Below are 24,391 nucleotides of genomic sequence, written 5' to 3' on the forward strand. Positions count from 1 at the left end.
TGTTATATTCTATTTTCTATAAGGTTGATATAAAATAAAAAACTACTGTATATACAGTAGTTTTTATGATGGCTCGGGACGGAATCGAACCGCCGACACGAGGATTTTCAGTCCTCTGCTCTACCGACTGAGCTACCGAGCCATTATATGGCGGTCCCGACCGGGATCGAACCGGCGATCTCCTGCGTGACAGGCAGGCATGTTAACCGCTACACCACGGGACCAAGATAATTTTATTAAAAAAGGATGACCCGTACGGGACTCGAACCCGTGTTACCGCCGTGAAAGGGCGGTGTCTTAACCGCTTGACCAACGGGCCACATTAATTTAAGAAAAGATGAGCCATGAAGGATTCGAACCTTCGACCCTCTGATTAAAAGTCAGATGCTCTACCTACTGAGCTAATGGCTCACAATGATTAACTTCATAAACTATTTACTAGTTATGACGACAAGATTTATCTTATCATACTTTCTAATAGTTTTGCAATAGTTTTTTTAAAAAAATAATAAAAGCCCCTAAATTTTTATTTAAGGGCTTTTTATTATATTAAGCTCCGTAAACGTTACGTACGATATTCGTTTGGTTACGGTCTGGACCAACTGAGAATACAGATAATGGAATACCTACTAATTGAGACACACGTTCTACATAATGTCTTGCATTAACTGGCAGTTCATTAAGAGTTTTTACTCCTGTAATATCTTCTGTCCAACCTGGAAGTTCTTCATAAACTGGCTCACATTCTGCAAGTTGTTTTAAGCTAGCAGGGAACTCAGAAATTGTTTCTCCACGGAATTTATAAGCAACGCAAATTTTAACAGTCTCTAGACCTGTTAATACGTCAATTGAGTTAAGTGATAAATCAGTAATACCACTAACACGACGAGCGTGGCGAACTACTACACTATCAAACCAACCTACACGTCTTGGTCTTCCAGTAGTTGTACCGTACTCACGACCTACTTCACGAATTGTATTTCCAATTTCGTCGAAAAGCTCAGTTGGGAATGCACCTTCACCAACACGAGTAGTGTAAGCTTTACATACACCAACAACATGATTAATTTTTGTTGGACCAACACCAGATCCGATTGTTACTCCACCTGCAACTGGGTTAGAAGAAGTAACGAATGGGTATGTACCTTGGTCGATATCTAGCATTACGCCTTGTGCGCCTTCAAATAATACGCGCTTTCCACCATCAATTGCATCATTTAATACAACAGAAGTATCACACACATATTTTTTAATTTGTTGTCCGAACTCATAATATTCTTCAAAAATCTCTTCGATATTTAATGAATTTGAATCATACATTTTTTCAAATAAATTATTTTTCTCTTCAAGATTACGTTTTAATTTTTCGTAAAACTCTTCTTTATCTAAAAGGTCTGCCATACGGATTCCCACACGAGCAGCTTTGTCCATATAAGCTGGTCCAATACCTTTTTTAGTAGTACCAATTTTATTATCACCTTTACGCTCTTCTTCTAGCTCATCTTGTTTTAAATGATAAGGTAAGATAACATGAGCACGGTTACTAATACGTAAGTTGTCAGTTGAAACACCTTTATCATGTAGGTATGCTAGCTCTTGAACTAAAGCTTTAGGATCTACAACCATACCATTTCCAATAACACAAATTTTATCTGAGAAGAAAATACCTGATGGAATTAAATGAAGTTTGTACTTTTCACCATTAAATACGATTGTATGACCTGCATTATTACCACCTTGATATCTAGCAACTACTTCTGCCTGTTGTGATAAAAAGTCAGTAATTTTTCCTTTTCCTTCGTCTCCCCATTGAGAACCAACTACTACTACTGATGACAATGTACTGCACCTCCGATTAAAATACGCTATTTCCGAACTAAAACCAAAACTAGTATACCAAACTTACGGGATTTGTCAATAAATCTCATTGAATAATTCTGTTCTAAGTTTTATTTGTTCGTAAATACAAACTAAAGAATTTGATAAAAATAGTTTGCCCTAACAAAAAAAAATAATCACATAGATTCACTATGTGATTATTTTTTAGATGGCATCCCAAGTAATAGCAATCAGACAATTGAACATATTTGTGACTGTCTGTTTCCAAACTATTTTTAGGCACCTGGTGCTTGCTCATCAAACCTTCGTTCTAAGTTTACGAACTTGTTATATTCTTTTACGAATGCCAATGAAACAGTACCTACTGGACCATTCCTTTGTTTAGCAATAATGATTTCAATAATATTTTTATTCTCTGATTCTTTATCATAGTAATCGTCTCGGTATAAGAACGCAACAATATCCGCATCTTGCTCAATACTTCCTGATTCACGGATATCAGACATCATTGGACGTTTATCCTGTCTTGACTCAACGCTTCGTGATAGCTGAGATAAGGCTATTAGAGGTACTTTTAATTCCCTTGCCAGTCCTTTAAGAGATCGTGAAATTTCAGATACTTCTTGTTGACGATTTTCTCCACTTTTGCCGTTACCTTGAATAAGCTGCAGATAATCAATTAGGATCATTCCTAAGCCATGCTCTTGCTTCAGCCTTCTACACTTAGCACGTATGTCATTTACTCTAATACCAGGTGTGTCATCGATATATATGCCTGTACCAGCTAGGCTACTAGCAGCCATCGTAAGCTTATTCCAGTCCTCTTGTTCAAGATTACCTGTACGCAATGCCTGTGCGTTAATATTTCCTTCCGCACATAGCATACGCATGACAAGCTGATCTGATCCCATCTCAAGACTGAAAATTGCTACGTTTTCATCCGTTTTAGTAGCTACGTTCTGTGCGATATTCAATGCAAAAGCCGTTTTACCTACTGAAGGACGAGCGGCTACTATAATTAAGTCATTCGGCTGAAATCCCGCTGTCATTCGATCTAAATCGGTAAACCCTGTCGGTACACCTGTGATTTCGCCGCGTTGATTAAATAGGGTCTCAATTTTACTAAATGTAGTAAATACTACATCTTTGATACTTTGAAAACCAGAAACGTTTGTGCGCTGAGCTACTTTTAAAATACTTTTTTCAGCCTCGTTTAATACAACATCTACTGGAGTATCTGGCGCATAGCTTTCAGTTACAATATTTGTCGCGGTTCTAATTAATCTTCTTAAAGTAGATTTTTCTTCAACGCTCTTTGCATAGTATTCAACGTTAGATGCCGTTGGTACTGAAGCCAGTAAATCATTTAAGTATGATACTCCTCCTACTTCTTCTAACACTCCTTGATTAGCTAGTTCAGAAGTAAGCGTGATAACATCTAGAGGCTCATTCCTTGAAGCAATCTTTAGCATCGCTTCAAATATTTTTTGATGGGCAGCTCGATAAAAGTCATCTGGTAAAAGCCGTTCTGAAGTTGATATTAGCGCCTCTGAGTCTAACAGTATGGCCCCTAATACTGCCTGTTCAGCTTCTATATTCTGTGGTGGAGTACGATCATTTAGCAAATCACTCATTTCTAGTCCTCCAGATGCTTGTTTTTCTTATTGTTCTTTAACGTGTACTTTTAAAGTTGCACTTACTTCAGGATGTAATTTTACTTTAATATTTGTTACACCTAGTGCTCTAATCGCATCATTCATTTCGAATTTACGCTTATCTAGTTTAATACCATGCACTTTATTAAGCTCATCTGCAATTTGCTTGCTTGTGATTGATCCGAATAGACGGCCTCCCTCACCTGACTTAGCTTTTAGTTCTACTGTTAAAGTTTCAATTGTTTCTTTTAGCTTTTTACAATTTTCCAATTCGATTTGTGCATCTTTTAATTCTTTATTTTTTTTCGCTTCAAGAGTTTTCATATTACCTGCGGTAGCTTCAATAGCATCTCCGTTTTTGATTAAGAAACTTGCATAGCCATCTGCGATATTTTTAGTTTCTCCTTTTTTACCTTTTCCTTTTACATCTTTTAAGAAAATTACTTTCATTTGTTTGTTCTCCCTTCAATATATTCATCGATTATTCTCAATAAATGTTGTTCAACTTCTCTGATTGAAGAAGATTCAATTTGTGCAGCAGCATTTGTTAAGTGACCGCCACCACCAAGCTCTTCCATTATTAATTGAACATTTATATTCCCTAATGAACGACTGCTGATGCTAACAACATTATCTGACCTTTTCGCAATAACAAAAGATGCAATGACATCAGTCATCGTTAATAATGTATCTGCAGCCTTTGCGATTAAAACTTGATCATAGCTTACATTGTCTTTTCCAAAGCTAACCGCAAAGCCCTCTTTGTACATATAGGCTTCCTCTATCAATTCTGCTTTGCGAATATATTCATTCATATCTTGTTTTAGTAAATTTTGAACGAGAATCGTATCTGCGCCATTCGAACGCAGGTATGACGCTGCGTCAAAAGTTCTTGCTCCTGTTCGGAAAGTAAAACTCTTTGTATCAACAATAATACCTGCAAGTAAGGCTGTTGCCTCAAGCATGCTTAATTTTATTTTCTTAGGTTGGTACTCCAATAACTCAGTTACTAATTCTGCAGTAGATGAAGCATATGGCTCCATATAAACGAGAATTGCATCCTTAATGAAGTCCTCTCCTCTTCGATGATGGTCTATAACAACAATTTTATCTGTTTCATTTAAAAGTGATTCTTCTTCAACCATTGTTGGTCTATGGGTATCTACTACGATTATTAATGTATCTTCAGAAATAAGTTCTTTTGCTTTTTCAGGTGAAATAAAACAAGACATAAATTGTTCATTTTTAGACATTTCCCTCATCAAACGATTAACACTTTTATCTACTTCATCTTTATCGATTACTACATAACCATCCACTTCATTGTGCATTACCATTTTTAAGATACCAACTGCTGAACCAAGAGCATCCATGTCAGGTAACTTATGACCCATTATCATAACATTGGTACTACTCTTCATTAAATCTCTTAATGCATGCGAGATTACCCTCGCTCTAACCCTCGTCCTCTTTTCTACAGGGTTTGTTTTTCCACCAAAAAACTTTACTTTACCATTAATGTTTTTAACAGTTACTTGATCTCCCCCGCGTCCTAGCGCTAAATCTAAACCAGATTGAGCAAGTTGGCCAAGTTCGGTTAAATTCAAACTACCTACTCCAACACCGACGCTTAGAGTAAGAGGTAAATTACGCTTTGTAGTTTCTTCCCTTACTTGGTCTAATATAGAGAATTTATTATTTTCTAATGCTGCCAGAATTCCTTCATTTAAAACTACACTATATCGATCGGATGAAACACGTTTTAAGAACATACCATGACTATTAGCCCAACTATTTAACATTGTTGTTACTGCACCATTTACACTAGAACGCTCCTGGTCATCTAAACCCTGTGTCATTTCATCGTAATTATCTAGTAAAATAATTCCGATTACTGTTCTTTGATCTTCGTATAACTTCTCTAGTTGTGCTTGTTCTGTCACATCAAATAAGTAAATGTATCGCTCTTCCCTTTTAATAACTACCCGATATGTTCTTTTACTTATAATCAATACATCTTCTTTTTTCTCTTTTTTCGAAATTAAAGCCATTAATCCTTCAGATAGATCAAATATGTGTTTACCAATTAATGAACGATCATCTAAAATATTTAAAATATATTGATTGCCCCATTCAATATGGTACTCTCTATCATAAAGTAATACTCCAATTGGCATTTCTGTAATTGCTTCGTTGCTTAAATTTTTCACTCTCGACATAACTGATTCTATATACATATCTAAAACGTAGCGATACTTAATTTCTAACTTTACAACTAGAAAAATAACGCATAAAAAGATAACGATAAAAATTATCCCTATTTTAGGTTGAATATAGACCACGGTTCCGATCAGAAACACTGAAAGAGCAGTTAAAAGATAGACGGGTATAAGAAACATCTGTTTCTTATGAAAATCTTGCATATGTTCAACCCCTAAGCCAAATAAAATCTAACTTACATATTAAAGTTTATTCACTTTTTCACAACAAATTAGTAACAAATATGTTTTTAAGTTTAAATTTTTCTTCTATTAAATATTCCAATTGAGACAATTCCAATTAGTAAAACAATATAAATTAATGGTTGAATGATAAAACTTGCGATCAATATAATAATTGGTACCGCTTTAGAAAAATGTTTTAAATAACTAAAATAAAAGATCGATGCGTAACCTTGAACGAGCAGTAAAATTTGAAGTACATAAGTTAAGTTAATCACTGCTGTACTGAGGAAACTACTTTGTTTCAAATTGAAGAATGAAAAAATCATTACAATTAAAAAGAACCACATGAATCCTACTGGGAGTCTAAACTCTCTAAATGGCTTAAATTTTGGTGTTTTATAACCTAATCTTCTTATTAATGGAAAAGTTACTAGTTGGGTTAAAAAAGCAAGTATAAAACTAACCATTAACAGTATTGAAGGAATTAATGTAGGGATTAATTTAATAGCATTTGTAAGACTATCTAATGCCTTTTCATTGGCATTTGTACCAAGACTGGCACTAAGTTCCTTACTTTTTTCTATAGCTTCCGTTGCCAAGTCTATATTCTCTTTAACGAAATCAATATGAAAAACAGCTTTGAATAGTATGTACGATAGTACTGTATGTATTAAATATAAAAAAGTACTAGTAAGTAAAATCTCGCCTTTACTTCGGTCGTTTTTCAATAGATAACCAAATGCTATACCCACTGTTGAGTACATTAAAGTAACTGGAAGTAAATTAAATGAGGTAATCACAATTGTTAATCCCAGCGCCACACAGCAAAGTAAAAGTGATTCTTTAATTGAGTATTTAATACTTAGAATAATAAATGGCAGTGGCATAAGGAATGCCATAAAAATTGAGAGAAACGGTACAAATCTAAATATTAACAGTAGTACTGAGTAAATAGCTAATAGTACTGCACCCTCGGTAATAAATCGAGTCGATTTCAAAATAAAGCTCCTTTCAACTACCCCTACTTATTTCGCGATAAGCATACTATTTCTTATTTTACCATAAAACTTATTTTTTCATAAATACAAAAAAAGTACAGCACGAGAATGCTGTACTTTTTATTACTTAGCTTATTCAGCTACGTATGGTAATAAAGCCATTTGACGAGAGCGTTTGATTGCAATCGTTAATTTACGTTGGTATTTCGCAGAAGTACCAGTTACACGACGAGGTAAAATTTTACCACGCTCAGAAACGAAACGTTTTAATAACTCAGTATCTTTGAAGTCGATTGTAGTGATGCCATTTGAAGTAAAGTAACAAACTTTACGACGTTTAGCACGTCCACCTTTGCGTCCACCCATTGCCATTGTTATTTCCCTCCTCTACTTAAAAGTTAGTTTTTTAGTAATGCTAACCGTTCAACATTACACTTTTTATTATTAGAAAGGAAGATCGTCATCAGTAATGTCAATCGTTTTGCTTGTCCCACCAAATGGATCATCATTAAAGCTAGGCTTTTGAGATGGTGCTTCGAAAGGATTTCCAGCGTTAAAACCTTGATTTTGTTGATTCATACCGAATGAACCACCTTGGTTACCTGATGCATTTCTTGGTTCTAAGAATTGAACAGAGTCAGCTACAACTTCAGTTACATATACTCTCTTACCATCTTGACCATCAAAACTTCTAGTTTGAATACGCCCCTCAACGCCAGCTAAGCTTCCTTTTTTCAAGAAGTTTGCTACGTTTTCAGCAGGCTTTCTCCAGATAACGCAGTTAATAAAATCTGCTTCTCTTTCACCTTGCTGATTTGAGTAGGTACGATTCACCGCTAGAGTAAATGTTGCAACGGCAACCCCACTTGGCGTATAACGTAAGTCCGGATCCTTTGTTAAGCGACCTACAAGTACAACACGATTGATCATCTGATTCCTACCTCCCTAAAGCATTTAAAAAATATTATTTTTCTTCTTCACGAATAACGATGTGGCGGATGATATCTTCGCTGATTTTCGCTAAACGATCGAATTCTTGTACAGCTTCTGGCTTAGCAGAAACATTTACAAGCATGTAGTGTCCATCACGGAAATCGTTAATTTCATAAGCTAAACGACGTTTACCCCACTCTTTAACGTTTGTGATTTCAGCACCTTGTTCAGTTAAAACGCCGTTGAAACGCTCAACTAATGCTTTTTGTGCTTCGTCTTCCATGTTTGGACGAACGATGTACATGATTTCGTATTTATTCATCACAATGTCACCTCCTTTTGGTCTAACGGCCCAATTAAGGGCAAGGAGCAATTTAAAATAATCACTCACGAGTCAAAATTATAGCATAGTTTTTTTAAGATAGCAAATCAATAATTCAGTTGCTATTTTCATTAAACATTAAATCGGAAATGCATTACATCTCCATCTTGTACGATATACTCTTTACCTTCAAGACGTACTTTACCTGCTTCTTTTGATGCTGTCATGTTACCATAAGTCGCTAAATCTTCAAAAGAAACTGTTTCTGCGCGGATAAAGCCACGTTCGAAGTCGCTATGAATTACGCCAGCACATTGTGGAGCTTTCATACCTTTTTTAAATGTCCAAGCTCTTACTTCTTGTACACCTGCAGTGAAATAAGTTGCCAATCCTAATAAAGAATAAGCTGCACGAATTAGTTGATCTAAACCTGATTCTTCAATTCCAAGTTCTTGAAGGAATGTACGTTTCTCTTCATCATCTAGCTCAGCAATTTCTTCTTCAATTTTTGCACTAATTACAATTACTTGAGAACCTTCTTTAGCTGCAAATTCTCTTACTTTTTCAACGTATTCGTTTGATGAGGCATCTGCGATTTCATCTTCGCCAACATTAGTGATGTAAAGCATTGGCTTAGTCGTTAATAAGTGTAAACCTTTTACTACTTTCATTTGCTCTTCCGTAAACTCTACTGAACGAGCTGGCTTGTCATTTTCAAATGCGTCTCTTAATTTTACTAAAATTTCATGTTCATAAGATGCATCTTTATCTTTTTGTTTCGCTAATTTAGCTACACGATCAATACGTTTTTCAACTGATTCTAAGTCTGCAAGAATTAGTTCTAAGTTAATTGTTTCAATATCTGCAATTGGATCTACTTTTCCAGATACATGAGTAATATTATCATCTACAAAGCAACGTACTACTTGGCAAATTGCGTCCACTTCACGAATATGAGATAAAAACTTATTTCCTAACCCTTCACCTTTACTTGCACCTTTAACGATCCCTGCGATATCGGTAAATTCAAAAGTTGTTGGAACAGTTTTTTTAGGTTGAACTAATTCAGTTAATTTTACTAAACGGTAATCTGGTACTTCTACCACACCTACGTTTGGATCAATTGTACAAAACGGATAGTTTGCTGATTCAGCACCCGCTTGTGTAATTGCATTAAATAATGTCGACTTTCCTACGTTTGGTAATCCTACGATTCCTGCTGTTAATGGCATATTTCCCACTCCTATACGAACTTAGTTAATCTTTCACAATTATATTGATTTCAAAAAAAAATAACAAGAAAATCTGAATATTAATTCTAAACATACGAAAGGTATCTAATACGAGCGATCCTTCAAATCACTCTACTAGATACCCATTGATTTAAAAATCGTCCTACTCTTCAGATCGAACTAAAACCTTTTTTAATTTTCGTGTGAACTCTCTGCGAGGTATTAAAACGCTATGCTCACATCCCTCACATTTTAATCGAATGTCCATACCCATTCGAATAATCTTCCATCTGTTCACTCCACAAGGATGAGGTTTTTTCATTTCTACTATATCATTTAGGCTAAATTCTTTTTCTTCCATGTGAAAACTTCACTTCCTTAAAATAGTAGCATACAAACTATACATTCGCATTTTCATTTTTAGTGTCTGGTTGTTTATATAATACCATCTTTGGATACGAAATTTCTATGTTATTTCTTTCAAGTACTTCCTTAATTTCTTTTCGAATTGCCCTAGAGATTTTAAACTGTGTCATTGCTCTAACTTCTGAAGAGATTCGTAATGTTACTTCAGATGGTCCTAAGTTTTGTATCCCAAGAAACTCTGGAGGTTTTACCATTTCTTCATATCTAGCTGGCATAGTTTCTAAATGCTCTTCAATTACATTTTGCGCATGTTCAATATCGCCCTCATATGAAATACTAACATCGACCATTGCCACAGCATTATGTAATGAAAAATTGGTTACTTCAGTAATCATTCCATTTTGGATGATATGAAGCTCACCAGTTCCGCTTCTAATTTTAGTTGTTTTTAAACCAATTGATAGTACTGTTCCTTCGAAAGTTTGAACTCTAATGTAGTCACCAACTGAAAATTGATCTTCAAATAAAATAAAAAATCCAGAAATAATATCTTTTACTAAACTTTGTGCACCAAAACCAATTGCTACGCCACCAATTCCTGCTCCAACTAAAAGTCCTTTTATTTCCACACCAAATATCGGGAGAATCGTCAAAGCAGCAATAAAGAAAATTACATATGCAAGTACATTTTCCATTAATTTAATAAGTGTTACTGATCTTCTTTCTGATACTTGTAACGGTCCTCTAGCATTAACCTTTAAGAGATTACGGATTAACTTTCTTCCGAGTTTTACAGCCAATACTGAAACGATAATAATTAGAGCTATCTTTATTGATGAATTTAAAATTGTGTTCCATTGTTCCGGAGTTAGCATGCTTTTTTTTATTACTTTTTCAGCATTTTCTATTTTATCTGCTGCATTATTCATACTGTTTTTCCCCCTATCTATTTTCAAGTGACTTCAAACGTTATACTAAACGAATTATCATTTTAAAACTACAAATATGTACAAATGTAATAATAGTTTAATTTAATAACGAAGATCGCTTGACGAAAGTATAAATTGTTTAAATTTTGCATAAACTAATACTACTCTCTTAAATGAAAAGTAGGCGATATTATGCAATTTTCAGCAAATCCTTTGCGTAACCTATTCAAGGATGATTATTCTGTATTTCTAGATGACGAAAACGCTATTAACAGATTTGCAGATCGTTTATGTAAGTCGCTTCCAAGTGTACACACTAAAGAAATTGTTTTTGTATGTATTGGAACTGACCGTTCTACGGGAGACTCTTTAGGTCCTTTAGTTGGAACCATGTTAGGAGAATTAAACTTAAGTAGGTTTCATTATTATGGTACTCTTGATGAGCCAATTCATGCGTTAAATCTTTCAGAACAACTTGAAAGAATTAAAGGCAAGTATAACAATCCATTTATCATTGCTGTAGATGCATGTTTAGGCAGAGTAAAAAGTATTGGTAGCGTACGTTTATCCAATGGTCCGTTAAAACCCGGTGCGGCAATGAAAAAAGAATTACCTTTAGTTGGCGAAATTAATTTAACCGGGGTTGTAAATGTTAGTGGGTTTATGGAATTCTACGTTCTACAAAATACTAGATTAAGCCTTGTAATGAAAATGGCTAAGTTTATTGCAAATTCAATTAAAGAAACTGAAAGAAAATTTACGTGCCAATTAGATTTTTAACGTAATAGTTTCCTAACTTACAATTAAAAAAAGTCAGTTAAAAACAAAAAAGGGAATATTAACTGCATTGGAAGCCAACACATTTAATATTCCCTATGAGTAACTCATTTTATAATTGAAAGAATTCTCTCCAAGTCCTCTTTGTTAAAGAATTGGATTTCTATTTTCCCTTTATCTTTAGCCGATTTAATTTTAACTGATGTTCCGAACTTTTCTTGTAAAAGATCCTCATACTCACTAAAAAATATGTTTTTAGTTGGAGTTTTCTTTGATGTTTCACGTGAAACATTTTCATTTAGATCATTGACTAACGTTTCAACCTCACGAACACTTAGGTTTTTTTCAATTACTTTTAGTGCGGTAGCCTCAATTAACCCTTTTCGTTTTAGTCCTAAAAGTGCTCTTCCGTGTCCCATTGAGAGCGTGCCTTCTTCGACCTTTTTTTGAACAGAATTAGGTAAAGTTAAGATTCTTAAATAGTTAGCAATATGTGGACGACTTTTTCCAAGTTTCTTTGCCAGTTGTTCTTGTGTTAAGTGTAATTGTTCAATTAAAGTTTGATATGCTTCTGCTTCTTCAAGAGGATTTAAATCATCTCGCTGTAAATTTTCTAATACAGCCAACTCCATCATTTGCTCTTCAGTAAGGTCTCTTACAATAACTGGAACTGTATTTAAACCTGCATTTTTTGCAGCACGATAGCGTCTTTCTCCAGCAACGATTTGGAAACCTTTTATGCTTTTCCTAGCAATGATTGGTTGAAGAATTCCATGTTCAATCACTGACTGAGTTAATTCTAACATTGCAGTCTCATCAAATACTTTACGAGGTTGGTATGGGTTAGGTCTAAGTTCTTTAAGATCAATTTCCTGAACTAACTCTTCTTGCTGATTTATATCTTGAAAAAATGCTCCAATACCTTTACCTAAACCTTTAGCCATTATCAATCACTTCCTTTGCTAGATCGAGATATACTTCTGCACCTCTTGACTTTGGATCATATGTAATGATCGGTTTACCATGACTTGGTGCTTCACTTAAGCGTACATTTCTTGGAATAATTGATTTATAGACGCGATCTTGAAAATATTTTTTTACTTCTTCTATAACTTGGAGCCCTAAATTTGTACGAGCATCTAGCATTGTTAACAATACGCCTTCAATTGCTAAATTTTTATTTAAATGTTTTTGTACTAAACGTACAGTACTTAATAGCTGACTTAAACCTTCAAGTGCGTAATACTCACACTGAACTGGAATAATAATCGAATCAGATGCAGTTAGTGAGTTTAATGTTAATAACCCTAGTGATGGAGGACAATCTATTAAAATATAATCATAGTTACCTTTTACTGTATCTAAAGCACGTTTTAATCGTACTTCTCTAGAAATAGTAGGTACTAATTCAATTTCTGCTCCAGCAAGTTGAATTGTTGCTGGAATAATATCAAAATTTGGAATAGCAGTGTTTAAAATGACATTTTTCGCCTCAACATCATCAACTAATACATTGTAAACACACTGATTTACATCAGCTTTTTCAATTCCAATACCACTAGTTGCATTACCTTGAGGATCTATATCGACTAGTAATACTTTTTTTCCTAAGTGAGCTAAACAAGCACTTAAATTTACTGATGTTGTAGTCTTACCAACACCACCTTTTTGATTAGCTATAGAGATTACTTTAACCACTATGTAATCTACTCCTTCCACAACAAACAATTCTTATTTTCTATTTTACCATGAATAGATTCATCGTTGTGTCTAGATTTAAAAATGAACAAAAAAATTCACCACTGAAAAGAGGTGAATTTAATGTTTATTTTTTTGGTATTTTAATTGTTATTTGGTAATAGTCATCATGTTCTTCTTCTTGACTATCAATATTCATGCCTGTTTTAGTAACCATTTGTAAAGATTCACGGATCGTATTCATCGCAATTCTAATGTCTTTACTAATGGCCTTAAATTTACGTTTAGCCTTCGGTTTTTTCTCAGTAAGTAATGTAACTACTCGTTCTTCTGTTTGTTTAACATTTAATTGCTTTTCAATTATTTCATGAAGAAGAGTAATTTGTAGTTGAGGTAGCTTTAATGGAATAAGTGCTCGTGCATGACGTTCTGTAATCGACTTGTCCAATAATGCTTGTTGTATTTCCCCAGGAAGTTTCAACAATCTCAATTTATTTGCAACAGTCGATTGACCTTTACCTAATCGCTGAGCTAGAGCCTCTTGAGTTAAGTTATGTAAATCAATTAGTTTTTGGTATGCTACGGCTTCTTCAAAAGGAGATAATTCTTCACGTTGTAAATTTTCAATCAGAGCGACGGAGGCAGTCTCTGTATCGTTAAACGTTTTCACAATTGCAGGAATTGTATCCCAACCTAAAGATGAAACAGCTCTGAATCTTCTTTCCCCGGCAATTATTTCATAAAAGTTTGGTCTAATTTCCCTAACAACAATTGGTTGAATAATACCATGAGTTCGAATCGTTAGCGCTAGTTCTTTAATTTTTTCATCATCAAAGAATGTTCTAGGCTGATACTGATTCGGTACAATGTCCTTTACTGGAATTTGGCGAATAACTTCATTACTCGAAACCGAATCTTCATTAATTTCTTTTTCAGATAAGCCAAATAACCTAGATAATGTGCTTTTCAATGTGATTCCCACCCTTTTAGAATTTCGTTCACAATAGAATAAACATAACAAATGTTTCACGTGAAACATTTGTTAGTTTATCATATTAAACCTCTAATGGTTCTTTACCAGGGGTACCCGGTTTGCGAGGGTACTTAGTTGGCGTTTTGCGTTTCTTTTCTACTATAACAATATTTCGATCACTGTCTTCGCCTGGGAGAGTGAAGTGATTAATTGATTTAACTTCTCCACCAAGTGTTTTTATAGCATAATTTGCTTTATCCAACTCTTCTTGACCAGCAGCACCTTTAAGTGCAACAAAGTGGCCATTTTGTTTAACAAATGGTAAGCATAATTCAGTTAATACAGACATTCTAGCAACTGCTCTAGCAGTTACAACATCGAAAGATTCTCTCATACCAGTTCTTTTAGCAAAAGTTTCTGCTCGATCATGAATAAATGATACATTCTCTAATTGTAATTCCTTCGCTAAATGGTTTAGAAATGTAATCCTCTTTTGAAGGGAGTCTACGATCGTTAAATTGATAGAAGGGAAACATATTTTAATTGGGATAGAGGGGAAGCCCGCTCCTGCACCAATATCACATAAAGTAATTTCATTAGCGAAATCGAAATAAAAGGCAGCGCTAATTGAATCATAAAAATGCTTTAAATATACTTCGTCTTCTTCTGTAATAGCAGTTAAGTTCATTTTATTATTCCACTCAACTAATGTGTGGAAATATATATCAAATTGTTTTAATTGAAAATCAGACAAATGGATTCCTTTTTCTTTAAGAGCAGCGATAAATTGTTCTTTATTCACTAGTAATACCCCTATCTATTATTAGTTCGATATTCTTGCAATTTTTCCTTGTTCTAAATAAACAAGTAGAATTGAAATATCTGCTGGATTAACACCAGATATACGAGAAGCTTGACCTACTGATAGAGGACGCACTTGCTCAAGCTTTTGTCTTGCCTCAGTAGCAAGGCCGTGAATAGCTTGATAATCGATATTTCCAGGGATTTTCTTTAAATCCATTCTTTTCATACGTTCTACTTGATTTAATGACTTTTCAATATAACCTTCATACTTAATTTGTATTTCAACTTGTTCTTTAACATCTGAATGTAAGTCTTTTTCAGATGGAGCAAGAAGATGGATATGCTCATAAAGCATTTCAGGGCGACGTAAAAGATCTGCTGCACGAATGCCATCTTTCAGTTCGCTACCACCATTTTTTGCAATCAATTCCTGTACTTCTTTTGTCGGTCTTAATTGTGTTGCTTTTAAACGCTCTATTTCTTCTTCAATTAACATTTTCTTTTGTTCAAACTCTGCATATCTTTCATCATTTATTAAACCAAGTCTTTGACCGATTTTAGTTAAACGTAAATCGGCATTATCGTGACGTAATAATAATCGATATTCTGCTCTAGAAGTAAGAAGACGGTATGGTTCATTTGTCCCTTTAGTTACTAGGTCATCTATTAAAACACCAATGTAAGCTTCAGAACGATCTAAAATTAATTCTTCTTTATCTAGTGAGCGACATGCGGCGTTAATTCCTGCGATTAAACCTTGACCAGCTGCTTCTTCATAACCCGAAGTTCCGTTAATTTGACCAGCAGTATACAGATTCTTAATTTGCTTAAGTTCCAATGTTGGCCTTAATTGAGTAGGTACAATCGCATCATATTCAATTGCATATCCAGTTCTCATCATTTGAACATTTTCAAGACCTGCAATCGAACGCAGCATCTTTTCCTGTACATCTTCAGGTAAACTAGTTGATAATCCTTGTACATAAACTTCTTGAGTATTTCTTCCTTCTGGCTCTAAGAAAATTTGATGTCTCGGTTTATCGTTAAATCGGACAACTTTATCCTCAATAGAAGGACAATAACGTGGTCCAGTACCTTTAATCATACCAGAGTACATCGGCGAACGATGTAAGTTATCGTCGATGATTTGATGTGTAGTTTCACTTGTATAAGTTAACCAACAAGGAATTTGTTCTGTTTCAACTGGTTCTGTTTCGAATGAAAATGCACGAGGTACATCATCGCCAGGTTGTATTTCTGTTTTTGAATAATCAATACTATGACTATTTACACGAGGAGGCGTACCTGTTTTAAAGCGAACAAGTTCTATTCCTAATTCCTCTAAGTGCTCAGAAAGCTTAATTGCTGGTTGTTGGTTATTAGGACCACTTGAGTATTTTAATTCTCCTACAATAATTTCTCCGCGTAAGAAAGTACCAGTTGTAATGACAACTGTTTTTGAACGATAAATTGCACCTGTTTGTGTAATTACACCTGTGCATTGTCCATCTTCTACAATTAATCTTTCTACTAATCCTTGCTTTAGTGTTAGATTCTCTGTATTTTCAATGGTTTTCTTTAATTCGTGTTGATAAGCAAATTTATCCGCTTGAGCACGCAATGCGCGTACTGCCGGACCTTTACCTGTATTTAACATTCTCATTTGAATATGTGTTTTATCGATATTTCGACCCATTTCACCGCCAAGTGCGTCAATTTCACGTACAACAATCCCCTTGGCAGGACCACCTACTGATGGGTTACAAGGCATAAATGCGACCATATCGAGATTTATTGTCAGCATTAGTGTTTTTGCACCCATTCGAGCAGATGACAAGCCGGCTTCACATCCAGCATGACCAGCTCCAATAACGATTACATCATAATTGCCTGCTTCAAAACTCATCTTTTCTCCTCCTAACCATTTTATTTTCCTAAACAGAATTGGGAAAATAGCTGGTTGATTAAACTTTCCTGAACTGTATCTCCAACGATTTCACCTAACAATTCCCATGCTCTTGTTAAGTCAATCTGTACTAAGTCAATCGGCATACCATTTTGCATGGCCTCAATTGCTTCATTGATCGTCTGTTCTGATTGCTTTAATAGCGCAATATGTCTAGCATTAGATAAATAAGTTAAATCTTGTGACTCAATTTGCCCTTCAAAGTATAAGTTGGCTATTGCTTTTTCTAAATCATCAATTCCTTTTTCTTCTTTTAAGGAAGTTGTAACAATTGTAGCATTACCAACTAATACCTTTACTTCATTCATGTCGAGCTTTTGTGACAAATCTGTTTTGTTAATGATCACAATTACATCTTTACCGCTCATTTCGGCAAATAATTTACGGTCTTCTTCACTTAATTGCTCATTATTATTTAAAACAAATAAAACTAAGTCAGCCAAATTCATTACTTTTTTAGATCTTTCTACACCGATTGCTTCTACAACATCTTTAGTTTCACGAATACCGGCTGTATCTATTAGGCGTAATGGCACACCTCTTACATTTACGTATTCTTCAATAACATCACGCGTTGTACCTGGAATATCAGTAACGATTGCTTTGCTTTCCTGGACAAGTGTGTTTAAAAGAGACGATTTCCCAACATTAGGTCTACCTATAATGACAGTAGATAGTCCTTCACGTAAAATTTTACCTTGTTTTGATGTTTCTAGCAGTTTTTGTATTTCAACTCGAACTATTTTTGCTTTTTCAATTAAAACAATATTGGTCATTTCTTCAACATCATCATATTCAGGGTAATCAATATTTACTTCAATATGGGCTAAAATCTCAAGTAATGTTTGTCTTAAGCTATTAACTAACTTAGACAATCGACCTTCTACTTGATTCATTGCTATCGCCATTGCCCTGTCAGTCTTTGAACGAATTAAATCCATTACTGCTTCTGCCTGAGATAGGTCGATTCGTCCATTAAGAAATGCTCTTTTTGTAAATTCACCAGGCTCCGCTAATCTAGCCCCTTGCGATAGTACTAATTCAAGTACTTTGTTAACCGAAAATATTCCACCATGACAATTTATTTCGACAACATCTTCACGTGTAAACGTTTTTGGTGCTCTTAAGATCGATACCATAACTTCCTCAACAGTATTACCGGAACTTGGGTCGACTAAATGCCCATAATGAATTGTGTGTGAATCTACTATATTTAAATCTTTTTCTTTAAATAATTTATTCGCTATTTGAACAGCTTCATCGCCACTTAATCGAACGATGGCAATTGCACCTTCACCTTTTGGTGTCGATATGGCTGTAATTGTATCGAATTCCATCAAAAAATCACCTCGGAGCATGTTAAACAAAAGTTAACATGTTACTTCTAAATCTATAGCATAGCATAAAGAATTTTATAATTGAATGTTTTTATATTATAACCGTACGAAAGTACAAGTAAACTTAAATGACTTGAATGAAGAACATTAAAAAACCAATTAAGGCTTAGCCCTTAATTGGTTTCTTTAAATCTATAACTAATTGACGATGCGGATCTTGGCCTACAGACTTTGTAGAGATATTCGGCATATCTGTCAGTATATGATGTATAATTTTTCTTTCAAAAGAAGGCATTGGCTCTAAAGAGATCGCTTTTCTTGTTTTTAAAACCGTTTGAGCAGTCTTTTTTGCAAGAATTTCTAGCGATTCCTTACGTTTTAATCGATAATTCTCTGCGTCAACGACAACATGAATCAATTGTTTTGAATGACGATTCACAAATGTTTGAACTAAGAATTGAAGAGCGTTTAAAGTATTACCTCTTTTTCCAATTATAAGGGCAACCTTATCACCCTTTACTGTAAATAAGAAGGTTTGTTCTTTAGTTCCTTGCAATTCGAAATTTACATCTGCAGTTTCATCAAGACTTTTAACAATATTTAAAAGGTAGTCGTATGCTTTTTCGATTAAAGTCTTCTTTTTAACAACTAATACTTTAGCAGGTTTAGCACCAAATCCTAAAAATCCTTTTTTGCCGTCTTCGATTACTGTAATTTCTACGTCTTCTTCTGTTGAACTAAGTTGCTGAAGTGCTATTTGAACTGCTTGTTCGATTGTTTGACCAGTAGCAGTTACTTCTCTCACTTACTAGCCCCTCCTACATTGTTATTTTTAACGGTAGTATTACCTCTATTAACAAATAATGTTTGAAGAATCATAAATGTATTACCAACTACCCAATATAAAGCTAAAGCAGATGGAAGTCTAACAGCAAATATTAAAATCATGATCGGCATAACATAAAGCATGATTTTCATTTGTTGAGCAGCAGGTCCTGTCATTGAACCAGTACTCATCGATACTTTTTGTTGTATGAAAGTTGTAATACCAGCGATGATTGGTAAAGCATAAATTGGGTCCGGATGTCCTAATTGGAACCATAAGAAGTCATGTGCTTTAATTTCCATTGTTCTCATAATTGCATGATAGAAAGCAATTAAGATTGGCATTTGAATAAAAATTGGTAAACAACCAGATAGTGGGTTTACACCATGTTGTTGGTATAACTTCATTGTTTCTTCATTTAATTTTTGGACAGTTTTTTGATCCTTAGAAGAATATTTTTCCTTAAGTTTGGCCATTTCAGGCTGGATTGATTGCATCGCTTTCGTACTTTTAATTTGTTTAATCATTAACGGTAGTAATGCTAAACGGATTAAAAGTGTTACGACGATAATCGACATTCCATAACTTCCACCAAAAATTTTAGATACAGCTGTGATTAACCATGATAGTGGATAAACGAAATACTCATTCCAAATCCCCGTACTTTCAGATGTAATCGGTTGGTTTGTTTGCGAACACCCAGCTAACACGACTACTAATAAAAGAACTGTAACTAGCAATTGGTACTTCTTAGTCTTCAAACTAGTTCCTCCTTTAAGAAGTTACATTTAAATATGTAATTACTTAATTTGATTTTTATCTAATTTATGTTTTGAATCACGTATTTTAAGCGCTTCCGCCCTTTTCAACACATGAATTAAACTTTTTTTAAATTCATTAAAAGGTAGTTCAGTACAGGGCTTTCTTGCGATCACAACATAATCCATATTCACACGAAGATCATCACTTAATTCAGTAAGAGCTTGTCTTATATACCGCTTAATATGATTTCTCTCTACAGCATTACCTAACTTCTTACTAACAGATAATCCTATACGAAATTGCTTTTGATCTTCTTTTTTTAATGTATAGATTACAAATTGTCGATTTGCAGTTGACGATCCCTTTTGAAAAACGCGACTAAAATCTGCATTCTTTTTTATTCTGTTTTTCTTGTTCATGTTCTACTGACACCTCAAATGATTCCTTCAATTATCATAACAATTTTTTTATAAAAAATGAGGCCTTTTTTACTTACAAATTGTGACATAAAAGCAAAAAAGGCCTTCTTATTAGTGAAAAAGACCACTGTTGACAGTGGCCTACGCAGATAATACTTTTCTTCCTTTACGACGACGAGCTGCTAGAACTTTACGTCCATTTGCAGTGCTCATACGGCTACGGAAACCATGTACTTTGCTGCGTTTACGTTTGTTTGGTTGAAATGTTCTTTTCATTATATGACACCTCCCTGAGGAATTACTGTAATAGACAGTCCTATAAATTATAAAGAATAACTACTATTAATGTCAATGTAAGATGTTAAATCATGATGAATAATTATTTCCAATTTGTGAAGAATGGTTGATCCAGCGAGTTTTAGTCGGAAATAAATAAAAGAAAGTCACTCAATTTAATAAAAGAATTGCGATTTACTCCTATCATTTCCCTCCAATAAATTTATAAACGATTAATCCAAGCAAAAATATGGTGTCGAAAGATTTTTTAAACGCACTTTTAAGTGAATAAAAAAATCTACAAAAAACTATGAATTCCCCTTTTCTTAAAATTGTTAAGTGCTCTGTGGATAATATTTTTCTACATATTTTTTACCCACAGCAGTTACTGACAACTTTTACACAAGTTCTTTTTCTGTGGACAATTTTTTTAAACAAGTGGATTAGCATGTGGATAACATTAACTGCTCATTGAAATACCTAAAGATTTTTGATATTATTAATTTGTTTTCCACTTTGGACAAGTCGTTTATTATTTTTATTTGTCCACAGATGTTAATAACTTGTGGACAGGTTTTACACTTGTACCATTTTTAAGTTATCCACACGGGTGAATATTGTCAAACAAAGTGGATTTTTGCAGTTTTATAAAATAACGCATATTCAAAGACATGAATAAAAATAAATACTTAATTTATGTGCTTGTACAAAAGTTGAACAAGCTTTGTAAGGAGGGATTACTGTTTGGAGAATATAGGGGATCTGTGGTCCAGGGTTCTAGCAGAAATAGAAAAAAAAATTAGTAAACCAAGCTTTGAAACATGGCTAAAATCAACAAAGGCATTTTCTTTAAAGAATGATACTTTAACAATTATTGCCCCAAATGAATTCGCCCGTGATTGGCTTGAGTCAAAGTATTCATCATTGATAATGGATACAGTTTTAGAAATAACTGGAGCGGAATTAGAAATTAAATTTATCCTTCCTCAAAATCATGTAGAAGAAATAGAGATGAATATACCGGCAGTTAAAGCCAAAGTAAAATTTGAGGAACCAGTAGAGTTCAATCAAAGTATGTTAAACCCTAAATATACTTTTGATACTTTTGTAATTGGTTCAGGTAACCGTTTTGCCCATGCAGCATCATTAGCGGTTGCTGAGGCACCTGCAAAAGCCTATAACCCATTATTTATATATGGTGGCGTTGGGTTAGGAAAAACCCACTTAATGCACGCAATTGGACACTATGTACTTGAGCATAATCCAAATGCCAAAGTCGTTTATTTATCATCAGAAAAATTTACAAATGAGTTCATTAATTCAATTCGTGACAATAAAGCAATTGAATTTAGAAATAAGTATCGTAATGTAGACGTGCTACTTATAGATGATATTCAATTCTTAGCTGGAAAAGAACAAACACAGGAAGAATTTTTCCATACGTTTAATACACTTCATGAAGAAAGTAAACAAATCATTATCTCGAGTGACCGACCACCTAAAGAAATTCCTACATTAGAAGATCGACTTCGCTCACGATTTGAATGGGGCCTTATTACGGATATCACACCACCAGATTTAGAAACAAGGATCGCTATTTTACGTAAAAAGGCTAAGGCTGAGGGGTTAGATATTCCAAATGAGGTAATGTTATATATTGCAAATCAAATTGATACGAATATACGTGAATTAGAAGGAGCTCTTATTCGTGTAGTCGCTTATTCATCATTAATTAACAAGGATATAAACGCTAGTGTGGCCGCTGAAGCCTTAAAGAATTTAATTACAGCGACGAAGCCTAAAATAGTATCAATACATGACATTCAACGAACAGTTGGAGAATTTTTTAGTATTAAATTAGAGGATTTTAAAGCAAAGAAACGCACAAAATCTGTAGCCTTCCCAAGACAGATTGCAATGTATCTTTCAAGAGAGCTTACAGACCATTCTTTACCTAAAATAGGAGAAGAGTTTGGAGGCCGAGATCATACAACAGTTATTCATGCTCATGAAAAAATTTCAAAATTAGTTGAAACTGACTCACAATTGCAATCTCAAATTAAAGAAATCAATGAAAAATTAAATCAGTAGAGTTATTTACCTGTGCATAACTTTCTATCTTTTTTACACAGTCTATCCACATGTTGATAGACTTATTTTTCTTTACTAAAATATAGTTATCCACAAATTCACAGGCCCTACTACTATTACTATATTATTTTATAAATTATATAAGGAGTACAAACAATGAAATTTACTGTACAAAAAGATCATCTTGTTAAAGCTGTACAAGAAGTTATGAGAGCTGTTTCATCAAGAACAACTATTCCAATCTTAACGGGAATTAAATTAGTCGTTACAAATGAAGGTCTAACTTTCACAGGTAGTGATTCAGATATATCAATAGAATCGTATTTACCAACCGTATTAGATGATCAACAACTAGTTGATGTAAAGCGCTCTGGAAGCATTGTATTAAATGCTCGATATTTTAGTGATATTGTAAAAAAATTACCTTCAGATTTTGTCGAATTAGAATCTGATAATAATTATGTAACAACAATAAGAGCGGGAAAAACCGAATTTAACTTAAATGGTTTTGACCCTGAGGAATATCCATTACTTCCTCAAATTGAAGAACATGAAACAATTTCTATTTCTGCAGATTTATTAAAATTTATGATTCGTCAAACTGTGTTTGCAGTATCGACTTCAGAAACTAGACCAATTTTAACCGGTGTAAACTGGAAGATCGAAAATGGTGATTTAACATGTATAGCGACAGATAGCCATCGATTAGCTTTAAGACAAGCTAAAATTGATGGAAATTCTACAACAAGTGAATTTAAAGCTAGCGTAGTAATTCCTGGGAAAAGTCTAAATGAATTAAGTAAAATTCTAGATGACAATGATGAAAAAGTAGAAATCGTCTTAACAGAACATCAAGCTTTATTTAAAACTAAACATCTATTGTTCTTTACTCGATTATTGGAAGGTAATTATCCTGATACATCAAAGTTAATTCCAAGTGAAAGTAAAACGGAACTAACTGTAATGACGAAAGAATTCTTACAAGCTATTGATCGTGCTTCTTTATTAGCAAGGGAAGGAAGAAACAATGTTGTTCACTTAGAAACAGTTGGTAACTCAGTGATCAATGTTTCTTCTTATTCTCCTGAAATCGGTAAAGTAGTAGACGAAATTGTATGCGAGGATATTAAAGGTGAAGAATTAAAAATCTCTTTTAGTGCGAAGTATGTTATGGATGCATTAAAAGCAATTGAAAGCCCAGAAATTTATATTCAATTTACAGGGGCTATGAGACCATTTTTAATTCGTACTGTAAATGATTCAAGAACATTGCAATTAATTTTACCAGTTCGCACATACTAGTTAGTAAATTCTATCGAAAGGGGCTGACCTAATAGAATGTACTAGCAATCTCCAACGAGCAGAATGAATAAAGAATTTATTCTACAAATTTGTTTGGGGAGTGCAAAGTACATTAAGGTCAGTCTTTTTGTAGTTAATAGACAAAATAAGGGTTAAGTGTTTTTTTTCTTACAGAAGTTTAGTACAATTAAGGAATGGATAAATGAGGGTGATAAAAAATGAAAACAGAAAAAGTTAAAATAAATACAGATTATATTACATTAGGTCAATTTTTAAAGCTTGCGGGTGTAATTGATACAGGCGGAATGGCTAAATGGTTTCTATCGGAGCATGAAATCTTTGTGAACAATGAACCTGAGAACAGAAGAGGAAAAAAATTAGTATTAAATGATACAATTTCTATAACTGGAAAAGGTTCGTATATTATAACTTCATAAGTTTT

The 24,391-nt window shown here is 34.0% G+C and carries 25 protein-coding genes and 4 tRNA genes; 4 read left to right on the forward strand and 25 right to left on the reverse strand.

Going from position 1 to position 24,391, the window contains the following annotated elements; genetic code table 11:
• Positions 1-69: 69 nt before the first annotated feature.
• The 15 genes from CN946_RS03580 to CN946_RS03650 all read right to left on the reverse strand — a co-directional run bounded on the left by CN946_RS03580 (position 70) and on the right by CN946_RS03650 (position 10,718).
• Positions 70-142: transfer RNA gene (locus tag CN946_RS03580), tRNA-Phe, on the reverse strand.
• Positions 143-148: 6 nt separating this feature from the next.
• Positions 149-224: transfer RNA gene (locus tag CN946_RS03585), tRNA-Asp, on the reverse strand.
• Positions 225-247: 23 nt separating this feature from the next.
• Positions 248-319: transfer RNA gene (locus tag CN946_RS03590), tRNA-Glu, on the reverse strand.
• A gap of 19 nt (positions 320-338) precedes the next feature.
• Positions 339-411, reverse strand: a tRNA-Lys gene (locus CN946_RS03595).
• Positions 412-549: 138 nt separating this feature from the next.
• Entirely contained in the window at positions 550-1,839 is a 1,290-nt protein-coding gene (locus CN946_RS03600; RefSeq protein ID WP_098859923.1) for an adenylosuccinate synthase, read from the reverse strand.
• A 275-nt stretch (positions 1,840-2,114) separates the two neighbouring features.
• Positions 2,115-3,473 (reverse strand): replicative DNA helicase, encoded by a 1,359-nt coding sequence (gene dnaB / locus CN946_RS03605; RefSeq protein WP_056467182.1) that lies wholly within the window; start codon positions 3,471-3,473, stop codon positions 2,115-2,117.
• Between the two features lie 27 nt (positions 3,474-3,500).
• Positions 3,501-3,944 carry a 50S ribosomal protein L9 gene (gene rplI / locus CN946_RS03610; protein ID WP_098429571.1) on the reverse strand — a complete coding sequence of 148 codons (444 nt, stop codon included), beginning with the start codon at positions 3,942-3,944 and terminating at the stop codon, positions 3,501-3,503.
• Positions 3,941-5,917 carry a DHH family phosphoesterase gene (locus tag CN946_RS03615; RefSeq protein WP_098859924.1) on the reverse strand — a complete coding sequence of 659 codons (1,977 nt, stop codon included), beginning with the start codon at positions 5,915-5,917 and terminating at the stop codon, positions 3,941-3,943. Before CN946_RS03615 ends, rplI begins: the two co-directional genes overlap by 4 nt.
• Before the next feature lie 92 nt (positions 5,918-6,009).
• Positions 6,010-6,936 (reverse strand): YybS family protein, encoded by a 927-nt coding sequence (locus CN946_RS03620; protein WP_176547188.1) that lies wholly within the window; start codon positions 6,934-6,936, stop codon positions 6,010-6,012.
• A gap of 132 nt (positions 6,937-7,068) precedes the next feature.
• On the reverse strand, positions 7,069-7,302 hold the full coding sequence (rpsR, locus tag CN946_RS03625) for a 30S ribosomal protein S18 (protein WP_056467298.1): 234 nt from the start codon (positions 7,300-7,302) through the stop codon (positions 7,069-7,071).
• 78 nt (positions 7,303-7,380) lie between these two features.
• Positions 7,381-7,866, reverse strand: a complete 486-nt coding sequence (ssb, locus tag CN946_RS03630; protein WP_025568959.1) for a single-stranded DNA-binding protein — start codon at positions 7,864-7,866, stop codon at positions 7,381-7,383.
• 34 nt (positions 7,867-7,900) lie between these two features.
• Positions 7,901-8,191: a 30S ribosomal protein S6 gene (rpsF, locus tag CN946_RS03635; protein WP_025568958.1), complete on the reverse strand. Its 291-nt coding sequence runs from the start codon at positions 8,189-8,191 to the stop codon at positions 7,901-7,903.
• A gap of 131 nt (positions 8,192-8,322) precedes the next feature.
• Positions 8,323-9,423 (reverse strand): redox-regulated ATPase YchF, encoded by a 1,101-nt coding sequence (gene ychF, locus CN946_RS03640; protein ID WP_025568957.1) that lies wholly within the window; start codon positions 9,421-9,423, stop codon positions 8,323-8,325.
• A 163-nt stretch (positions 9,424-9,586) separates the two neighbouring features.
• Entirely contained in the window at positions 9,587-9,784 is a 198-nt protein-coding gene (locus tag CN946_RS03645; RefSeq protein ID WP_056467168.1) for a DUF951 domain-containing protein, read from the reverse strand.
• A gap of 37 nt (positions 9,785-9,821) precedes the next feature.
• Complete coding sequence (locus CN946_RS03650) at positions 9,822-10,718, reverse strand: mechanosensitive ion channel family protein (protein ID WP_098859926.1); 897 nt, start codon at positions 10,716-10,718, stop codon at positions 9,822-9,824.
• 192 nt (positions 10,719-10,910) lie between these two features.
• On the opposite strand from CN946_RS03650, the gene yyaC reads away from it, so the two are divergent.
• Complete coding sequence (gene yyaC, locus CN946_RS03655; RefSeq protein WP_049813552.1) at positions 10,911-11,498, forward strand: spore protease YyaC; 588 nt, start codon at positions 10,911-10,913, stop codon at positions 11,496-11,498.
• Between the two features lie 104 nt (positions 11,499-11,602).
• Here the strand turns inward: yyaC and CN946_RS03660 are convergent, their stop codons facing one another.
• From CN946_RS03660 to rpmH, 10 genes are all read right to left on the reverse strand, one after another.
• Entirely contained in the window at positions 11,603-12,439 is an 837-nt protein-coding gene (locus CN946_RS03660; protein WP_098859927.1) for a ParB/RepB/Spo0J family partition protein, read from the reverse strand.
• On the reverse strand, positions 12,432-13,193 hold the full coding sequence (locus CN946_RS03665) for a ParA family protein (protein ID WP_025568951.1): 762 nt from the start codon (positions 13,191-13,193) through the stop codon (positions 12,432-12,434). Before CN946_RS03665 ends, CN946_RS03660 begins: the two co-directional genes overlap by 8 nt.
• A 127-nt stretch (positions 13,194-13,320) precedes the next feature.
• Positions 13,321-14,163, reverse strand: coding sequence for a nucleoid occlusion protein (gene noc / locus CN946_RS03670; protein WP_098859928.1), 843 nt, complete (start codon positions 14,161-14,163; stop codon positions 13,321-13,323).
• An 85-nt stretch (positions 14,164-14,248) separates the two neighbouring features.
• Entirely contained in the window at positions 14,249-14,968 is a 720-nt protein-coding gene (gene rsmG, locus CN946_RS03675) for a 16S rRNA (guanine(527)-N(7))-methyltransferase RsmG (protein ID WP_098859929.1), read from the reverse strand.
• Between the two features lie 21 nt (positions 14,969-14,989).
• The gene (gene mnmG, locus CN946_RS03680) at positions 14,990-16,876 is read right to left on the reverse strand and encodes a tRNA uridine-5-carboxymethylaminomethyl(34) synthesis enzyme MnmG (protein ID WP_098859930.1); all 1,887 of its coding nucleotides are present in this window, start codon (positions 16,874-16,876) and stop codon (positions 14,990-14,992) included.
• A gap of 20 nt (positions 16,877-16,896) precedes the next feature.
• Positions 16,897-18,273, reverse strand: a complete 1,377-nt coding sequence (mnmE, locus tag CN946_RS03685; protein WP_098859931.1) for a tRNA uridine-5-carboxymethylaminomethyl(34) synthesis GTPase MnmE — start codon at positions 18,271-18,273, stop codon at positions 16,897-16,899.
• 166 nt (positions 18,274-18,439) lie between these two features.
• Positions 18,440-19,078 (reverse strand): RNA-binding cell elongation regulator Jag/EloR, encoded by a 639-nt coding sequence (jag, locus tag CN946_RS03690; protein ID WP_098859932.1) that lies wholly within the window; start codon positions 19,076-19,078, stop codon positions 18,440-18,442.
• Positions 19,075-19,860 carry a YidC family membrane integrase SpoIIIJ gene (gene spoIIIJ / locus CN946_RS03695; RefSeq protein WP_069033639.1) on the reverse strand — a complete coding sequence of 262 codons (786 nt, stop codon included), beginning with the start codon at positions 19,858-19,860 and terminating at the stop codon, positions 19,075-19,077. The genes jag and spoIIIJ overlap by 4 nt, the downstream gene beginning before the upstream one ends.
• Positions 19,861-19,899: 39 nt before the next feature.
• Positions 19,900-20,280 carry a ribonuclease P protein component gene (gene rnpA / locus CN946_RS03700; protein ID WP_069033638.1) on the reverse strand — a complete coding sequence of 127 codons (381 nt, stop codon included), beginning with the start codon at positions 20,278-20,280 and terminating at the stop codon, positions 19,900-19,902.
• A 141-nt stretch (positions 20,281-20,421) separates the two neighbouring features.
• The gene (rpmH, locus tag CN946_RS03705) at positions 20,422-20,556 is read right to left on the reverse strand and encodes a 50S ribosomal protein L34 (RefSeq protein ID WP_056467137.1); all 135 of its coding nucleotides are present in this window, start codon (positions 20,554-20,556) and stop codon (positions 20,422-20,424) included.
• A gap of 744 nt (positions 20,557-21,300) precedes the next feature.
• Between rpmH and dnaA the strand changes: the two genes are divergently transcribed.
• From dnaA to yaaA, 3 genes are all read left to right on the forward strand, one after another.
• The gene (dnaA, locus tag CN946_RS03710; protein WP_098429559.1) at positions 21,301-22,647 is read left to right on the forward strand and encodes a chromosomal replication initiator protein DnaA; all 1,347 of its coding nucleotides are present in this window, start codon (positions 21,301-21,303) and stop codon (positions 22,645-22,647) included.
• A gap of 156 nt (positions 22,648-22,803) precedes the next feature.
• Positions 22,804-23,949 (forward strand): DNA polymerase III subunit beta, encoded by a 1,146-nt coding sequence (gene dnaN / locus CN946_RS03715; protein ID WP_098859933.1) that lies wholly within the window; start codon positions 22,804-22,806, stop codon positions 23,947-23,949.
• A gap of 218 nt (positions 23,950-24,167) precedes the next feature.
• A complete protein-coding gene (gene yaaA, locus CN946_RS03720) occupies positions 24,168-24,386 on the forward strand; it encodes a S4 domain-containing protein YaaA (protein ID WP_098429557.1) in 219 nt (72 codons plus the stop codon).
• The last annotated feature ends 5 nt before the right edge of the window (positions 24,387-24,391 follow it).

It is taken from the genome of Bacillus sp. AFS053548 (assembly GCF_002575105.1).
Taxonomy (GTDB): Bacteria; Bacillota; Bacilli; order Bacillales; family Bacillaceae_G; genus Gottfriedia.

Bases quoted from the DNA above. Each gene is read 5' to 3' on its own strand.
- rpsR (WP_056467298.1), bottom strand. From the start codon at position 7,302: ATGGGTGGACGCAAAGGTGGACGTGCTAAACGTCGTAAAGTTTGTTAC.
- mnmE (WP_098859931.1), bottom strand. From the start codon at position 18,273: ATGGAATTCGATACAATTACAGCCATATCGACACCAAAAGGTGAAGGT.
- mnmG (WP_098859930.1), bottom strand. From the start codon at position 16,876: ATGAGTTTTGAAGCAGGCAATTATGATGTAATCGTTATTGGAGCTGGT.
- rpmH (WP_056467137.1), bottom strand. From the start codon at position 20,556: ATGAAAAGAACATTTCAACCAAACAAACGTAAACGCAGCAAAGTACAT.
- CN946_RS03615 (WP_098859924.1), bottom strand. From the start codon at position 5,917: ATGCAAGATTTTCATAAGAAACAGATGTTTCTTATACCCGTCTATCTT.
- yyaC (WP_049813552.1), top strand. From the start codon at position 10,911: ATGCAATTTTCAGCAAATCCTTTGCGTAACCTATTCAAGGATGATTAT.
- ssb (WP_025568959.1), bottom strand. From the start codon at position 7,866: ATGATCAATCGTGTTGTACTTGTAGGTCGCTTAACAAAGGATCCGGAC.
- CN946_RS03660 (WP_098859927.1), bottom strand. From the start codon at position 12,439: ATGGCTAAAGGTTTAGGTAAAGGTATTGGAGCATTTTTTCAAGATATA.
- rpsF (WP_025568958.1), bottom strand. From the start codon at position 8,191: ATGAATAAATACGAAATCATGTACATCGTTCGTCCAAACATGGAAGAC.
- yaaA (WP_098429557.1), top strand. From the start codon at position 24,168: ATGAAAACAGAAAAAGTTAAAATAAATACAGATTATATTACATTAGGT.
- ychF (WP_025568957.1), bottom strand. From the start codon at position 9,423: ATGCCATTAACAGCAGGAATCGTAGGATTACCAAACGTAGGAAAGTCG.
- dnaN (WP_098859933.1), top strand. From the start codon at position 22,804: ATGAAATTTACTGTACAAAAAGATCATCTTGTTAAAGCTGTACAAGAA.
- CN946_RS03650 (WP_098859926.1), bottom strand. From the start codon at position 10,718: ATGAATAATGCAGCAGATAAAATAGAAAATGCTGAAAAAGTAATAAAA.
- rnpA (WP_069033638.1), bottom strand. From the start codon at position 20,280: ATGAACAAGAAAAACAGAATAAAAAAGAATGCAGATTTTAGTCGCGTT.
- rplI (WP_098429571.1), bottom strand. From the start codon at position 3,944: ATGAAAGTAATTTTCTTAAAAGATGTAAAAGGAAAAGGTAAAAAAGGA.
- CN946_RS03645 (WP_056467168.1), bottom strand. From the start codon at position 9,784: ATGGAAGAAAAAGAATTTAGCCTAAATGATATAGTAGAAATGAAAAAA.
- dnaB (WP_056467182.1), bottom strand. From the start codon at position 3,473: ATGAGTGATTTGCTAAATGATCGTACTCCACCACAGAATATAGAAGCT.